Source organism: Amycolatopsis sp. cmx-4-61, from assembly GCF_046548775.1.
In the GTDB taxonomy this organism is placed as follows: domain Bacteria; phylum Actinomycetota; class Actinomycetes; order Mycobacteriales; family Pseudonocardiaceae; genus Amycolatopsis.
This window is the reverse complement of record NZ_JAEBEI010000011.1, coordinates 195,654-210,886: the sequence shown is the minus strand read 5'-3', so window position 1 is coordinate 210,886 and position 15,233 is coordinate 195,654. Positions and strand designations below refer to the sequence as shown.

The 15,233-nt window shown below is 71.6% G+C and carries 13 protein-coding genes; 8 read left to right on the top strand and 5 right to left on the bottom strand.

Annotated features, from left to right (window positions below; genetic code table 11):
• Window positions 1-32: 32 nt before the first annotated feature.
• A complete protein-coding gene (locus tag ACLJOU_RS28410) occupies window positions 33-2,138 on the top strand; it encodes a M4 family metallopeptidase (protein ID WP_410571433.1) in 2,106 nt (701 codons plus the stop codon).
• A gap of 76 nt (window positions 2,139-2,214) precedes the next feature.
• Window positions 2,215-3,102 (top strand): hypothetical protein, encoded by an 888-nt coding sequence (locus ACLJOU_RS28405; RefSeq protein ID WP_410571432.1) that lies wholly within the window; start codon window positions 2,215-2,217, stop codon window positions 3,100-3,102.
• Here ACLJOU_RS28405 and ACLJOU_RS28400 read toward each other — a convergent pair.
• Window positions 3,075-4,553 carry a flavin-containing monooxygenase gene (locus tag ACLJOU_RS28400; protein ID WP_410571430.1) on the bottom strand — a complete coding sequence of 493 codons (1,479 nt, stop codon included), beginning with the start codon at window positions 4,551-4,553 and terminating at the stop codon, window positions 3,075-3,077. The genes ACLJOU_RS28405 and ACLJOU_RS28400 overlap by 28 nt on opposite strands.
• A gap of 66 nt (window positions 4,554-4,619) precedes the next feature.
• Here ACLJOU_RS28400 and ACLJOU_RS28395 point away from each other — a divergent pair, with 66 nt between their 5' ends.
• Window positions 4,620-5,210: a TetR/AcrR family transcriptional regulator gene (locus ACLJOU_RS28395; protein ID WP_410571428.1), complete on the top strand. Its 591-nt coding sequence runs from the start codon at window positions 4,620-4,622 to the stop codon at window positions 5,208-5,210.
• 173 nt (window positions 5,211-5,383) lie between these two features.
• Entirely contained in the window at window positions 5,384-6,223 is an 840-nt protein-coding gene (locus ACLJOU_RS28390) for a chitosanase (protein ID WP_410571426.1), read from the top strand.
• Window positions 6,224-6,322: 99 nt separating this feature from the next.
• On the opposite strand, the gene ACLJOU_RS28385 is transcribed toward ACLJOU_RS28390, so the two are convergent.
• From ACLJOU_RS28385 to ACLJOU_RS28375, 3 genes are read right to left on the bottom strand one after another with little or no spacing between them, the layout of a single operon-like run.
• A complete protein-coding gene (locus ACLJOU_RS28385) occupies window positions 6,323-7,309 on the bottom strand; it encodes a PHP domain-containing protein (protein WP_410571424.1) in 987 nt (328 codons plus the stop codon).
• Between the two features lie 9 nt (window positions 7,310-7,318).
• Window positions 7,319-7,822, bottom strand: a complete 504-nt coding sequence (locus ACLJOU_RS28380) for a metallophosphoesterase family protein (RefSeq protein ID WP_410571423.1) — start codon at window positions 7,820-7,822, stop codon at window positions 7,319-7,321.
• The gene (locus ACLJOU_RS28375; protein ID WP_410571421.1) at window positions 7,819-8,472 is read right to left on the bottom strand and encodes a GntR family transcriptional regulator; all 654 of its coding nucleotides are present in this window, start codon (window positions 8,470-8,472) and stop codon (window positions 7,819-7,821) included. Before ACLJOU_RS28375 ends, ACLJOU_RS28380 begins: the two co-directional genes overlap by 4 nt.
• Window positions 8,473-8,548: 76 nt before the next feature.
• Here ACLJOU_RS28375 and araD point away from each other — a divergent pair, with 76 nt between their 5' ends.
• The 3 genes from araD (at window position 8,549) to ACLJOU_RS28360 (ending at window position 13,415) form a co-directional block, all read left to right on the top strand.
• Window positions 8,549-10,261 (top strand): L-arabinonate dehydratase, encoded by a 1,713-nt coding sequence (araD, locus tag ACLJOU_RS28370; RefSeq protein WP_410571420.1) that lies wholly within the window; start codon window positions 8,549-8,551, stop codon window positions 10,259-10,261.
• A gap of 118 nt (window positions 10,262-10,379) precedes the next feature.
• Window positions 10,380-12,164 (top strand): VanW family protein, encoded by a 1,785-nt coding sequence (locus ACLJOU_RS28365; protein ID WP_410571418.1) that lies wholly within the window; start codon window positions 10,380-10,382, stop codon window positions 12,162-12,164.
• A gap of 51 nt (window positions 12,165-12,215) precedes the next feature.
• Entirely contained in the window at window positions 12,216-13,415 is a 1,200-nt protein-coding gene (locus ACLJOU_RS28360) for an MFS transporter (RefSeq protein WP_410571416.1), read from the top strand.
• Between the two features lie 28 nt (window positions 13,416-13,443).
• Here ACLJOU_RS28360 and ACLJOU_RS28355 read toward each other — a convergent pair whose 3' ends face one another.
• Window positions 13,444-13,722, bottom strand: a complete 279-nt coding sequence (locus tag ACLJOU_RS28355; RefSeq protein ID WP_410571415.1) for a hypothetical protein — start codon at window positions 13,720-13,722, stop codon at window positions 13,444-13,446.
• A 208-nt stretch (window positions 13,723-13,930) separates the two neighbouring features.
• Between ACLJOU_RS28355 and ACLJOU_RS28350 the strand changes: the two genes are divergently transcribed.
• Window positions 13,931-15,205 carry a diguanylate cyclase gene (locus ACLJOU_RS28350; RefSeq protein WP_410571413.1) on the top strand — a complete coding sequence of 425 codons (1,275 nt, stop codon included), beginning with the start codon at window positions 13,931-13,933 and terminating at the stop codon, window positions 15,203-15,205.
• Window positions 15,206-15,233: the final 28 nt, after the last annotated feature.

The window sequence follows — 15,233 nt, the reverse complement described above, 5'->3', positions numbered from 1 at the left end:
CCTTTCCCCATCGCGTTTTCCCAAGGAGCGTCATGAGATTGCCCCAACGGTTCGCCGCGCTCGGTGGAGCGACGGCGGCGGGCATGGTGGTGGTCGGCATCGCCGTCGCCGCCCCCGCCCGGCCCGCCCCCGAGCCCCCGCCGTCGGCCGCGCAGGCCCAGGCCCAGGCCAACGCCACCGGTGCCGCCGCGAGCCTGGTCGGCGCCCGGCCCGCCGCGCTGCTGTCCGGGAAGCACGACCGGTTCGTCCAGCGGGACGTCCGGTCGGCGGCCGGGCTGTCGTACGTCGTCTACGACCGCACCTACGACGGCCTGCCGGTGATCGGCGGTGACCTCGTCATCGCGACCGACGCCGCCGGCACGGTGAAGACCACCTCCGTCGCGCAGCAGCAGGCCCTCGGCGACCTCGACGTCCACGGCGCGAAGCTGTCGGCTGCGCAGGCCGATGCCGTGGCCCGAGGGCAGGTCCGCGGGCCGAAGAGCCTGCCGGGCGGCAAGCTCGTCGTGGTCGCCGACGGCGCCGGACGGCTCGCGTACGAGAGCAACGTCGAAGGCACCGACTCCCACGGCGAACCGAGCAGCCTGAGCGTCTACGTCGACGCCGTCGACGGGCACGTGCTGCGGACCGTCCAGCACGTGGCCGCGGGTACCGGCACGGGCAAGTGGAACGGGCCGTCGCCGCTGCCGCTGAACACGACGAAGTCCGGCAGCACGTACGCGATGGCCGACCCGAACACGCCGAACCTCGACTGCCGCGACTACAGCAGCGACTCCGTCCTCACCGGAGGAGACGACAGCTGGGGCAACGGCACCGGCACGAACATCGAAACCGGCTGCGCGGACGCGCTGTTCGTCGCCCAGACCGAGAAGAAGATGCTGTCGGAATGGGTGGGCCGCAACGGCTTCACCGGCAACGGCGGCGCGTGGAAGATCCGCGTCGGCCTCGACGACGAAAACGCCTACTACTACAACTCGCGCCCGGCGTACGTGAACCTCGGCCACAACCCGAGCGGTGAATGGGTCGGCTCGCTCGACATCCTCGGCCACGAAATGGGCCACGGCATCGACGACTACTCGGGCTCCGGCGGGTTCTCCGGCGGTGGCACGCAGGAGTTCATCGCGGACACGTTCGGCACCGCGACGGAGTTCTACGCGAACGAGCCGGCGCAGTACGACCCGCCGGACTACGCGATCGGCGAGGAGGTCAACCTGGTCGGCACGGGCGCGATCCGGTACATGTACGACCCGTCGAAGGTCGGCGACCCGAACTGCTACTCCAGCTCGACGCCGAACGCGGAGGTGCACAAGGCGGCCGGGCCCGGCGACCACTGGTTCTACCTGCTCGCCGAAGGCAGCAACCCGGCCGACGGCCAGCCCGCGAGCTCGACGTGCAACGGCAGCACGGTGGCCGGCATCGGCATCCGCAAGGCGATCAACATCATGCACGGCGCGGTGCAGCTGAAGACGTCGGGCAGCTCGTACCTGCGTTACCGGACATGGACGCTGCAGGCGGCGAAGAACCTCTACCCGGACAGCTGCGCCGAGTTCGACGCCGTGAAGGCGGCCTGGAACGCGGTGAGCGTCCCGGCGCAGTCCGGGGACCCGACGTGCACGGGAACGCCGACGACCACCCCGACCACTCCGACCACCCCGACCACTCCGCCGACGTCCACCACTCCCCCCGGCGGGTGCAGCGGGCAGCTGGTGCAGAACCCGGGCTTCGAGTCCGGCCAGGCGTCCTGGTCCGACCCGAACACGACCATCGGCCAGTGGGGCGGCCAGGCGCCGGCGCGCTCGGGCAGCTACGACTCCTGGCTCGGCGGCTGGGGCTCGGCGCACACGGACACGCTCACGCAATCGGTCACCATCCCGGCCGGCTGCAAGGCGAGCCTGACGTTCTGGCTGCGCGTGTGGACGGCGGAGACCGAGAACGTCGCCTACGACAAGCTGGTCGTGTCCGCGGGCCCGACCACGCTGGCGACGTACTCGAACCTCGACCGCAACTCCGCCTACGTCCAGAAGACGCTCGACCTGTCCGCCTACGCGGGCCGGACGGTCACGCTGACGTTCGCCGGAACTGAGGACCAGTCGCTGCAGACGTCGTTCGCCGTCGACGACACCGGGCTCGCGTTGAGCTGACCCGGCGGGGCCTGCCACCTACTTTGGTGGCAGGCCCTCGTTGCGCCCGCCGCGTCCGGTATTCATGCTTACCCGGATGGAGGCGTTATCCGCGTCGGCCCCGTTCGCCGAGGCCTTCGACCTGGCGATCCGGCAGCGCGGCCTGAGCCTGGAGGCCCTGCAGCGGCGGATGGCGATCCGCGGTGCCCAGGTCAGCCTGGCGACGCTGAGCTACTGGCGCCGGGGCCGCCGTCACCCGGAGGGCCACCGATCCCTGCACGCGGTGGGCGTCGCCGAAAGCTGCCTCGGCCTGCCGGCGGACGCGCTGACCAGCCTGGTGACGCGGCCGCGGGTGCGCCGCGCGGAGCCGTGGCCGGGCGGGGTCAGCCTGGCCAGCGCGCTCGGCGGCGAACCGGCGGACCTGGCCGCGTGCGACGGCATCGACCTCGACGGCAACGCCCGGCTGGCGCTGGTGTCGGTGCACCAGCGGGCGACGCTGGGTCCGGACCGCACCGAGCGGTCGGTGCGCACGGAGCTGGTGGTGACCAGCCGCGCGGACGGCGTCGACCGGTGGGTGTCGTTCTTCCGGCCCCAGACCGGCGGCGGTCACCAGCCGGTGCTGCGGTCGGCGCACTGCTGCCGCCCGGGCCGGGTCCGCCGGGACACGGGGTCCGAGCTCCTGGCGGTGGAGCTGCGGTTCGACTACCCGCTGCGGGCGGGCGAGACGTACGTGTTCGACTTCGAGTTCGCCTACGACGGGACCCCGCCGGAGACGAGCTACCTGCAGTTCGGCGTGCGGGCCCCGGCCCGGCAGATCGTGCTGCAGGCGTGCTTCGACCCGGCGGCGGTGCCGGTGCGGTGCTACCGGTACGCCGGAGAGGCGGCTTCCCGGCCGGAACTGCCGGTGGGGCCGAGCGGCACCAGCCACATCGCGGTGCTGGACGCCCGGCCGGGGGTCTACGGGATGTGCTGGGAGTGGGACTGACGGATCTCGTAGTCCCGCTCGTCGAACGAACCCACCCGTGACTGCAGCCGTCCCGTCGAGAAGGGCCAGCTGAAACTGTTGCGCCCGTTGGCGTCCTGGTAGTAGCTCGAGCAGCCACCCGACTGGTACACCGTCCCGGGGAGGGCCGCCTGGACCCGGTCGTTGAACGCGTCCTGCACCGATGGCCGGACCGACAGCGATGTCCCTTCCGCGCTCAGCGTCCGGGTCACCGCCGCCACCGTGTGCCGCAGCTGGGCCTCCAGGATCGTGAACGCCGAGGAGTGCCCGGTGCCCAGGCTCGGGCCCAGCAACAGGTAGAGGTTCGGGAACCCGGCCACCGTCGTCCCCGCGTACGCCTGCGGGCTGCCCTTCCAGTGGTCGTCGAGGCTGCGGCCGTCGGCGTCGAACACCCGCGAGGACACCGGCATGTCGAGGATGTGGAACCCGGTGCCGAAGATGATCGCGTCGACCTCGGCGCTCGAACCGTCCGCACCGTGGACCCGGTTGCCGGCGACGGAACGCACGGCCGTCGGGTGAACGTCCACATGGGACCGCGTCAGCGCCCGGTAGTACGTGTTGGACATGAGCAGGCGCTTGCAACCCAGCGTGTAGTCCGGGGTCAGCGCCCGGCGCAAAGCGGGGTCCCGCACCGCGATACGCAGGTGCGCCAGCCCGATCTTCTGCACCTGCCGCAGCAGCCACGGGTGCCGGAAGCCGAAGCCGAGCGTCTCCAGCACGCCGTACTCCGCACCGCGCAGGGCCCGCTGCAGCGCCGGGAACCGCCGCAGGAGGAACCGCTCGACCGCGGGGACGTAGTGGTCCGGCTTCGGCAGGACCCACTGCGCGGTGCGCTGGAACAGGTGCAGCCGGCCCACGCGGGGCACGATCTCCGGGACGAACTGGACCGCCGACGCGCCCGTGCCGATCACCGCGACCCGCTTGCCAATCAGGTCGTAGCCGTGGTTCCAGCGCGCGGAGTGGAAGACCTCGCCCGGGAACTCCGCGAGCCCCGGCAGGTCCGGGATCAGCGGCTCGTGCCAGGGGCCGGTGCCCGCGACCAGGACCCGCGCGCGGTACGGCCCCCGGGTCGTCTCCAGTTCCCAACTGGACTCCCGGGCGTTCCACTGCGCCCGCGTCACCTCGACGCCGTAGCGGATCTTCGCCGTGACGCCGAAGCGCTCGGCCGTGTCGGCCAGGTAGGCGCGGATCTCGGCCTGGCCGGCGAACGCGCGCGTCCACCCCGGGTTGGGGGCGAAGGAGTACGAGTACAGCGCGGACGGGACGTCGCACGCGCAGCCGGGGTAGGTGTTGTCGCGCCAGGTGCCGCCGAGCGCGCCGGCCTTCTCCAGCACGGCGAGGTCGCCGACGCCGGCCTGGGACAGGCGGATGGCGGCACCGAGCCCGGACGCCCCGGCACCGACGACGAGGACCGCGAAGTGGCGTTGATCCATTTCCGGAGACTAGCAGTATCCGGAAACCAGCGGTACCCCAATCCCGCGGTTCGCTAGAGTGCCCGCATGGCCCGACTCACCCGCGCGGAAAGCCAGGCGCGCACGCGCGAGCAGCTGGTCGAGACGGCCAAGCTGCTCTTCCTGCGCGACGGCTACTCGGTGACGTCGCTGGAGAAGGTCGCCGACGAGGCCGGGTACTCGAAGGGCGCGGTGTACTCGAACTTCCGCAGCAAGGACGAGCTCTGCCTCACCGTCCTCGACCGGATCCACGACGAGCAGGTCGCCCTGATCGCCGAGGCGCTGGCCGGCGCCGACGGGATGGAGGGCCTGCTGGCGGCGTTCCAGACCTGGGCCGAGCGCAGCATCGGCGACGAGGCCTGGACGGCGCTGGAGGTCGAATTCGCCACGAACGCGCGGCGCGACCCGCACGTGCGCGCCGAGCTCGCCGCGCGGGACAAGGCCATCCGCGACACCATCGCCGGCCTGCTCACCGGGTACGCCGAGCGGTTCGGGATCACGCTCCCGATGTCGGCCGACGACGCGGCGACGGCGCTGCTGTCCCTGGGCATCGGGCTCGGCGTCCAGCGCGCGATCGACCCGACGATCCCGGTGAACGTGCTGCCCGACGTCATCCGCCTCTTCGCCGGGGCGCGCTGACCGTCCTATCCGGACTTCCCGCGGTGGTCTGGACCGTTCACGAACATGAACGAAATCCACCTCTTGTGGAGCTCGCTGACTCTTCGCTACCGTGTCGCTACGCCGCAGCTCCACCCGCACCACCCGTACCCGCCGTGCTCTACGGCGCATCCCGCGGAAAGGGTCCCCTCCCCATGAGCAAGAAGTTGCGGCCGGTTCTCATCGGCACGCTCGGCGCCGCGTCCGTCGCGGCCCTCGTGATCACCACGCCCGCGCTCTCCTCGGCCGCACCCGCGCCGGTCGCCGGCGTTTCGGTGCTCGCCACCGGCGACCTCTCGGCGCCGGCCAAGAAGGAAATCGCGATGAAGCTGGTCTCCAGCGCGGAGAACTCCTCCCTGGACTGGAAAGCGCAGTACAAGTACATCGAGGACATCGGCGACGGCCGCGGCTACACCGCGGGCATCATCGGGTTCTGCTCGGGCACCGGCGACATGCTGGAACTCGTCGAGGCGTACACGAATTCGGTCCCGGACAACCCGCTGGCGAAGTTCCTCCCCGCGCTGCGCAAGGTGAACGGCACGGACTCGCACGCGGGCCTCGGCTCGGCGTTCGAAAGCGCCTGGAAGCAGGCCGCCGCCACGACGGCGTTCCAGACGGCGCAGAACAACGAGCGCGACCGCGTGTACTTCAACCCGGCGGTGAACCAGGGCAAGTCGGACGGCCTGAGCAACCTGGGCCAGTTCGCCTACTACGACGCCATCGTCATGCACGGCCCCGGCGACAGCTCCGACAGCTTCGGCGGCATCCGCAAGGCCGCGATGAAGAAGGCGAAGACCCCCGCCCAGGGCGGCGACGAAGCCACGTACCTCAAGGCGTTCTTCGCGGCCCGCAAGGTCATCATGAAGCAGGAGGAGGCGCACGCCGACACCTCCCGCGTCGACACCGAGCAGGCGAAGTTCCTGAGCGAAGGCAACTTCGACCTGCACACCCCGCTGAAGTGGAAGGTGTACGGCGACCCGTACACGATCAACTGACCAGCGCCCCAAGGCGGCCTTGGTTGCGTCTCACGCACCGAAGGCCGCCTTGGGTGCGTCTCACGCACCGAAGGCCACATTGGGGCGCTTGGGGCCGGGTCAGCGGGTCAGGAGCGTATCCGCGGTGCGGGTGTTCAGGATGCGCTCCGGCCCGATTCCCGCCTTGATCGCGCGCTCGCAGCCGTAGCCCAGCCAGTCCAGCTGCCCCGGCGCGTGCGCGTCGCTGTCGATCGTGAAGTCGCACCCGATCTCCGCCGCCAGGCGCAGCAGCCGCATCGGGGGGTCCAGCCGCTCCGGGCGGGAGTTGATCTCCACCGCGACGCCGTTCTCCCGGCACGCCGTGAACACCTTCTCCGCGTCGAACTCCGACTCCGGACGCCCGCGCCCCACCACCAGCCGGCCGGTGCAGTGGCCCAGGACCCGCACGTGCGGGTTGCGGACCGCCGCCACCATCCGGCGGGTCATGTCCCGGGACGGCATCCGCAGCTTCGAATGCACGCTCGCCACCACGAAGTCCAGCTGCCCCAGCAGCTCCTCCTCCTGGTCGAGGGAGCCGTCGTCGAGGATGTCGACCTCGATGCCGTGCAGCAGGCGGAACGGCGCCATCAGCTCGTTGGCCTTCGCCACGATCTGCATCTGCGTCCGCAGGCGGTCCGGGGACAGCCCGTTCGCGACCGTCAGCCGCGGCGAATGATCCGTCAGGACCATGTACTCGTGGCCCAGGTCGCGGCCCGCGACCGCCATCTCGCCGATCGAACTTCCCCCGTCCGACCAGTCCGAATGGGTGTGGCAGTCGCCGCGCAGCGCGGAGCGCAGCGGCTCGCCGTCGGGCAGTTCCCTGGCGACGATCTTGCCCCGGTAGGCCGGGTCACGGCCGGCCAGCGCGTCCTCGATGACCCCGGCGGTGGCCTTGCCGATGCCGGGCAACGACGTCAGCGTGCCGTTCTCCGCCAGCTGCGCCAGCTTCTCGGCCCCGGTCTTATCGACCGTGGCCGCCGCGTTGCGGAACGCCCGGACGCGGTAGGTCGGCTCCCCCGCGCGTTCGAGCTGGAACGCGATCTCCCGCAACGCCCATGCCGGATCCATGGGACCTGTCTACCCCCTCCGGGGCAGTTGATGCAGCTCGACGTCCACCAAGGCACCGTCGCGCACCGAAGCCGTCTGGTACGTGCAGTACGGCTGGCGGCGGCGATCGGTGGGCGAACCGGGGTTGAGCAGCCGCAGCCCGGACGGCGCCACCGTGTCCCACGGGATGTGGCTGTGGCCGAAGACCAGCACGTCGGTGTCCGGGAACTGCGCGGCGCACCGCTGCTCGCGGCCCTGCTTGGCTCCGGTCTCGTGGATGACGGCCAGGCGCACGCCGTCGAGGTCGGCCCGCGCGATCTCCGGCAGCCGCGCCCGCAGCACCGGGCCGTCGTTGTTGCCGTACACGCCGATCAGCCGCTTGCTGCGCTCCTCGAGCTCGTCCAGCAGGGCGACGTCGACCCAGTCGCCCGCGTGCACGACGACGTCCGCGGCCGCGACCTCCTCCCAGACCCGCGCCGGCAGCTCGCGCGCCCGGGCGGGCAGGTGCGTGTCCGAGATCAGCAGCAGCCTCATCCGATGGCCTTCAGCACCCGGTCCAGGAACCCGCCGATGTGGTCGCGCAGCAGCTCCGCGGCCCCTTCGGCGTCCCCCTTCTTCGCCGCGGCCAGCACCGCCCGGTGCTCGGTCCACTCCTTCTTCCAGCTGGGGTTGGCCTCCCAGCCCACGACGCTGATCAGCGCCGCGCGGTCCTTGAGGTCGTCGAGGATGCTGACCAGCAGCGGGTTGCCGCAGCCCGAGTAGAGGGCGCGGTGGAAGCGGCGGTTCAGCAGGCTCAGCGCGGCCTGGTCCTTGTCCGCGATGGCCGTCGACGCTTCCTTGAGCGCCTCGGCCGCGTCTTCCAGCAGCTCCGGGTCGCGCCGCCCGACGGTCCGCCGGACGGCCTCGGGTTCGAGCACCATCCGCACGTCGTAGACGGACTTCGCGAGCTCTGCGTCGACCGTGATCACCGACGCGCCCTTGTACGGGCTGAACGTCACCAGGCCGGAGTTCGAAAGCACCTTGAGCGCCTCGCGCACCGGGGTCTTCGACACGCCGAGCCGCGCGGCCAGCTCCGCCTCGACGAGCGGCTGGCCGGGCACCAGCTCCCGGGTCAGGATGCCGCGGCGGATCTCCTCCAGGACCACTTCGGTCCGGGAAGCGGGCAGGCTGAACGTCCCGGTCATGGCGCGCTCCTATGGTCGTGTCGGCACCCATTCAACCAGGCCCGCCAGATCATATATCAGATGCCATACTGGACTCATGAAGCAACCCGAGGAGCTCCGCAGCCACCGGTGGTTCGGCGGCGGCGAACTGCGCAACTTCAGCCACCGCGCCCGCAGCCGCCAGCTCGGCTACAACCCCGAAGAGCACCTCGGCAAACCGGTCATCGGCATCCTCAACACGTGGTCGGACATCAACCCGTGCCACATGCACCTGCGCGAACGCGCCGAGCAGGTCAAACGCGGTGTCTGGCAGGCCGGCGGCTTCCCGCTGGAGTTCCCGGTCGCGACGCTGTCGGAGACCTACCAGAAGCCGACCCCCATGCTCTACCGCAACCTGCTGGCCATGGAGACCGAGGAGATCCTCCGGTCCTACCCGATCGACGGCGCCGTCCTGATGGGCGGCTGCGACAAGACCACGCCCGCGCTGCTGATGGGTGCGGCCAGCGCGGGCCTGCCCGCCATCTTCGTCCCGGCCGGGCCGATGCTGCGCGGGCACTGGCGCGACGAGGTGCTCGGCAGCGGCACCGACATGTGGAAGTACTGGGACGACAAGCGCGCCGGGCTGATCGGCGACGCCGAGCTGTCCGAACTGGAACGCGGGCTGGCCCGCTCGCCGGGGCACTGCATGACGATGGGGACGGCCTCGACCATGACCTCGGCCGCCGAGGTGCTCGGCGTGACCCTGCCGGGCGCCGCGTCGATCCCCGCCGTCGACTCGGCGCACCACCGGATGGCCGCGGCCAGCGGCGCCCGGATCGTCGACATGGTGTGGGAAGACCTGACCATCACGCAGGTGCTGGACAAGCGCGCCTACGCGGACGCGATCACCACCGTGCTCGCCCTCGGCGGCTCGACCAACGCCGTGATCCACCTGATCGCGATGGCCGGCCGCAGCGGGATCCCGGTGTCGCTCGCGGACTTCGACGCGATCGCCCGGCGCGTGCCGGTGCTCGCCAACATCCGCCCCGGCGGCGACTGGCTGATGGAGGACTTCTACTACGCGGGCGGCCTGCCCGGGCTGCTGTCGCGCCTGACCGACCTGCTGCACCCCGAGCGCCTCACCGTCACCGGCCGCACCCTCGGCGAAAACCTCGCCCAGGCGCAGGTGCACAACGACGACGTGATCCGGACGCGGGACAACCCGGTCGCCGCCGAGGGCGGGGTCGCCGTGCTGCACGGGAACCTGGCGCCCTCGGGCGCGGTCATCAAGCACATCGCGGCCGAGAAGCACCTGCTCACGCACACCGGCCCGGCCGTGGTGTTCGAGGACTACCCGGACCTCAAGAAGCGGATCGACGACCCGTCGATCACCGCGGATTCGGTGCTGGTGCTGCGCGGGTCCGGCCCGCTCGGCGGCCCCGGCATGCCCGAGTACGGGATGCTGCCGATCCCCGCGCACCTGCTCGAGCAGGGCGTCCGGGACATGGTCCGGATCTCCGACGCGCGGATGAGCGGCACGAGCTACGGCGCCTGCGTCCTGCACGTGGCGCCCGAGTCGCACGTCGGCGGCCCGCTGGCCCTGGTCCGGGACGGCGACCTGATCACCTTGGACGTCCCGTCCCGCACGCTGCGGCTCGAGGTGTCCGATGCGGAACTGGCACGACGGCGTGCCGAGTGGACGCCGCCGGCCCCCCGCTTCGAACGCGGCTACGGCGCGCTCTACAGCGAACACATCACCCAGGCCGACGAGGGCTGCGACTTCGACTTCCTGGCCCGCGCGGGCCACAACCCGGAACCGGACGCCCGCTGAGACCCGGGCCGGTGACCGGTTCATCCCCCGTTAGGGCGAGTCGTACGGCTTGTCCGGGTGCCCCGTACCCTGGTCCCGTCACCGGCGCGACCCGGCGCCGCGTTGAAGGGGTGGAGAGTTGCCGCACGAACCGCACTGGCCCGACTCACACGGCGAGCTGACCGATGTCCTGCCGGTGGTCCGGCCCGAGCCGGAACCGGCCGCGGCCCCCGCGAAGCGCTCCCTCCGCACGGCCGGCTGGATCGCGGGCGGGGTGTTCGGCCTGCTCGTCGCGGTCTACGGCGTCGACCTGCTGGTCAGCCAGGGCAGCGTGCCGCGCGGGGTCACCGTCGCCGGCGTCGACGTCGGCGGGATGGACCGCGAGGCGGCCGAGCAGGAACTGCGCGGCAAGATCGAGCCGCGGCTGACGCGCCCGCTCGCCGTCACGGCCGGCGAGTTCCAGGGCACGCTGTCGCCGACGCTCGCCGGGCTGAAGCTCGACTGGCCGCAGACCCTCGACCAGGCGGGCGAGCAGCCGCTGAACCCCTTCACGCGGCTGTCGTCGCTGTTCTCCAGCCGCGAGGTCGGCGTCGTCAGCCACGCCGACGACACGAAGCTCACCGCCGCGCTCGAGACGCTGCGCGGCCAGGTCGACCGCGAACCGGTCGAGGGCACCGTGAAGTTCGAGGGCGTCGAGCCCGTCGCCGTGCCGCCGAAGGCCGGGCAGAAACTCGACGTGCCGGCCGCGACCGCCGCCGTCGTCGAGAAGTGGGCGCGCGGGGAAACCGTGGCGCTGCCGGTGACCGGCACGCCGGTGCGCACCACGCCCGAAGGCGTCCAGGCGGCGCTCGACGGCTTCGCGCGCCCCGCCGTCTCCGGGCCGCTGGTGGTCAAGGGCGACGGCAAGAACGCCACGGTGAAGCCGGAGGCGATCGCCGCGGCCATCACGTTCGAACCGGCCGAGGGCGGCGGGCTGACGCCGAAGATCGACAACGCGAAGATCGCCGAAGCCGCCGGGCCGCAGCTGAAGTCCACCGAGAAGGAGGGCAAGGACGCGACCGTCGTCTTCGAGGGCGGCAAGCCCACCGTCGACCCCTCCACCGACGGCCGGACCGTCGACTGGGACCCCAGCCTCAAGCCGCTGCCCGACGTGCTGAAGAAGACCGACGGCCGCGAAGTCCCGGCCGTCTACAAGGACAGCCCGGCGAAGGTCACCACCGAGCAGGCGAACCAGCTGGGCATCAAGGAAGTCGTCGGCGAGTTCACGACCCAGAAGTTCGCCGCGGACTCCGGCGTCAACATCCGGGTCGTCGCCCAGAAGGTGAACGGCGCCATCGTCAAGCCCGGGGAAACCTTCAGCCTCAACGGGTTCACCGGCCCGCGCGGCACGGCCCAGGGCTACGTCGAGGCCGGCGTGATCAAAGACGGCGCGCCCGGGCGCGAGGTCGGCGGCGGCATCTCGCAGTTCGCGACCACGCTGTACAACGCGGCCTACTTCGCGGGACTGAAGGACGCGGGTCACAAGGAACACAGCTACTACATCAGCCGCTACCCCGCGGCGCGTGAAGCAACGGTGTTCCAGAACCCCAACGGGTCCAGCGTCATCGACCTCAAGTTCACCAACGACGCGCCGACCGGCATCGCGATCCAGACGATCTGGACGCCCTCGGCGATCACCGTGAAGCTGTGGGGCACCAAGCGCTACACGGTCGAGTCGATCCCCGGCGCGCAGACCAACCAGAGCGACCCGCAGCCCAAGCCGGGGCCGGCGGAGAACTGCCACGCCTCGAACGGCGCGCCGGGGTTCACCACCACCGACACGCGCGTGCTCAGGGACGCCGCCACCGGCCGCGAAGTGAGCCGCTCGACCCGGACCGTCCACTACAACCCGCAGCCGAAAATCGTCTGCGGCGGGGGCCAGTGACCTCCTAACGGACGTTCACGCTCGGCGTCCACGGCGGTACCGTGAGTGCCCATGAACAGCCGCGCGGCAGGCTTCCGGGACGTCCTCGCCGTGACCGAGTTCCGGGCGCTGTTCTCCGCCCAGCTCGTCTCGGTCACCGGTGACCAGCTGGCGCGGGTCGCGCTGTCGATCCTGGTGTACGACCGGACGAACTCGCCGGGCTGGGCCGCGCTGACCTACGCGCTGACGTTCCTGCCGGACCTCGTCGGCGGGCCGCTGCTGTCGGGGCTGGCCGACCGGTACCCGCCGCGGACGGTGATGCTCTGCTCGGACGTCCTGCGGGCGCTCGCGGTGGCCGTGATGGCGGTGCCCGGCCTCCCGCTGCCGACGGTGGCCGCGCTGCTGGTCGGCGTCCAGCTGTTCAACCCGGTCTGGAATTCGGCGCGCGCCGCGCTGCTGCCGCAGGTCCTGCCGGGCGAGACGTTCGTCCCCGGGATGGGGCTGCTGATGATGCTGGTGCAGGCGGGCCAGGTCGCCGGGTTCGCGCTCGGCGGGCTGCTCGTGGCGGCCATCGGCACCGGCGGCGCCCTCCTGGCGGACGCGGCGAGCTTCGCGGTGTCGGCCCTGTTCCTGGTCGCCGGGGTGCGGCCGCGGCCGCCGCGGGAAACCTCCGGCGTCCGGTGGTGGCGGCACGTCCGGGCGGGCTGGACGGTGGTCGTCGGCGACCGGCGCCGGCTCGCCCTGGTGGCGCTGGGATGCGTGTCCGGGATCTACATCGCGGGCGAAGCGATCGCCGCGCCGTACGCCGCCGAGCTCGGCGGCGGCGCGGTCGTGGTCGGGCTGCTGCTCGGGGCGTACGCGCTGGGGAACGTGATCGGCATGGCGGCGCTGTCCCGGATCCCGCCCGACCGGCGCGGCCGGCTCCTGGGGCCGCTGGCGGTGCTGGCGTGCGCGGCCCTGCTGGGCTGCGCGCTGCACCCGGACGTGGTGGCCACGTTGGCGCTGTTCACGCTGTCCGGAGTGGCCAGTTCGTACAACTTGATCGCGAACACGACGTTCGTGCAGCTCACGCCGGACGCCCAGCGCGCGCAGGCGTTCGGCTTCGCGCTGACCGCGCTGCGGGTGTCGCAGGGCCTGGGTGTGGTGCTGGCGGGGCTGGCGGCGGAACGGGTGGCTCCGCACGGGGTCGTGGCCGGCGCGGGGGCACTGGGCGTGCTGGCGGCCCTCGGTGCGGCGTGGTTGTGGCAGCGAGCGCAACCGGAGCCCCGGTGACCGGCAGGCGCCGGTCACCGGGCACCGGTCAGCGCCGCGTCCAGTCGGTCGGGATCCGGCGGGGGGTCCAGTCGGTGGGGCACTCCGCTGGCGAGACGCCGGGGCGCGTCCAATCGGTGGGCAGCTCGCGGGCGGTCCAGTCGGTGGGCAGTTCGCGGGCGGTCCAGTCGGTCGGCAGCTGCCGCGGGGTCCAGTCGGTCGGGATCGCGCGGGTCCAGTCGGTGGGGAGCTGCCGGGTCCAGTCGGTCGGCCGCTGCGCGCGCCGGCGGGACGGGACGATGTTGGCGTTGGGCGTGAAGTGCGACATGATTTCTCCTGGGTTGTGAGGAAACTGCACGGTGCGTGACCGAGCGGTAGCCCGACCAGCCTAGTGACACACCGCGTTCATTCGATTACAGTCACAAATTCTGCGAAGAGTTCCATCCTGAGCAGAAGGGCGTTTCGTGGGATTGTCCGGGTCCCCAGGGCGAAAGCCCAGCTCAGAACGTCCACGATCAGGTATCCGAACGTGGGCGATGTGGAAGCTGGCCACTCCGGTGTTCGGCTACGTCCTCATCGTCGACGCCTTGGCGTTGGTCGCGGTCCTCTCGACGGCCGCCTTGGTGCCGATCACCACGCAGTCGCTGCTGTGGTGCGGCCTGGTCCTCGCCGGCGAGATCGTGCACCTCGAAGCGGCGCAACGCATCGAGCGCATCCGCGAGCTCGCCGCCGACGGCCGTCCGCACATGCACCTGCAGTCGATCTGGATCTTCGCCGGGCTGCTCCTGCTCCCTCCGCCGTTGGCCACCCTGGTCATCGTCGTGAGCTATGCCCATTCCTGGTTCCGCGTCTACAAGCGCCGCGGGGTGATTCACCGGAAAGTGTTCTCCGGCGCGACGGTGATCCTCGCCTGCACCGCCGCGGGGGCCGTGCTGTGGGCGGGCACCGGGCACCTGGCGCCGTACGTGCCCTACCTGGACGGGTTCGGCGGGATGACGGCGCTGCTGACGTCCGGGATCGTCTACTTCGGCCTCAACTACGTGCTGGTGATCCTCGCGATCCTGATGAGCAACCCGGGCAAGCCGCCGCGGCAGGCGTTCGGCAACCCCTCCGACGTGCTGATCGTGCTGGCCGCGGTCGGCGTCGGCTGCGGCATCGCCCTGGTGATGACGGTCCGGCCGTGGCTGCTGCCGGTGCTCATGGTGACGCCGGTGGCGCTCCACATCGGCCTGCTGCTGCCCCAGTTCCAGGCGGCCGCGCGCACGGATTCCAAGACCGCGCTGCTCGCCCCGGAGTTCTGGGTCCAGCTGGCGCGCAACGAACTGGCCCGCGCGGCGGAGCTGTCCTCGACCGCGGGCGTGCTGATGATCGACATCGACCACTTCAAGGCCATCGACGACGGCAACGGCCACCTGGCGGGCGACGAGGTCCTGCGCGCGGTGGCGGCGGCGATCCAGGCCTCCGTCCGCGGCGGCGACTACGTGGGCCGCTTCGGCGGCGACGAGTTCGTGGTGCTGCTCCCGGGCACGACGAGCGCGGAGATCGCCTCGGTGGCGGACCGCATCCGCACGGCGATCGCCCGCATCGAGGTCCCGGTCCCGGTGGTCCGCCCGGGCAAGCCGGAGGTGATCACCGGCCTGACGGCCTCGATCGGCGCGGCGGTGTATCCGGAAACGGCCACGGAGTACACGATCCTGCTGCAGGCCGCGGACGACGCGGTGTTCGAAGCGAAGGCGGCCGGCCGTGACCGCGTGGTTCTGGCGACCGCACGCACCGAACTCACGCGCCCGGAAATCCCCGACGCCCTCTGACCGCCCCAAGCGCCCCAATGAGGATTTC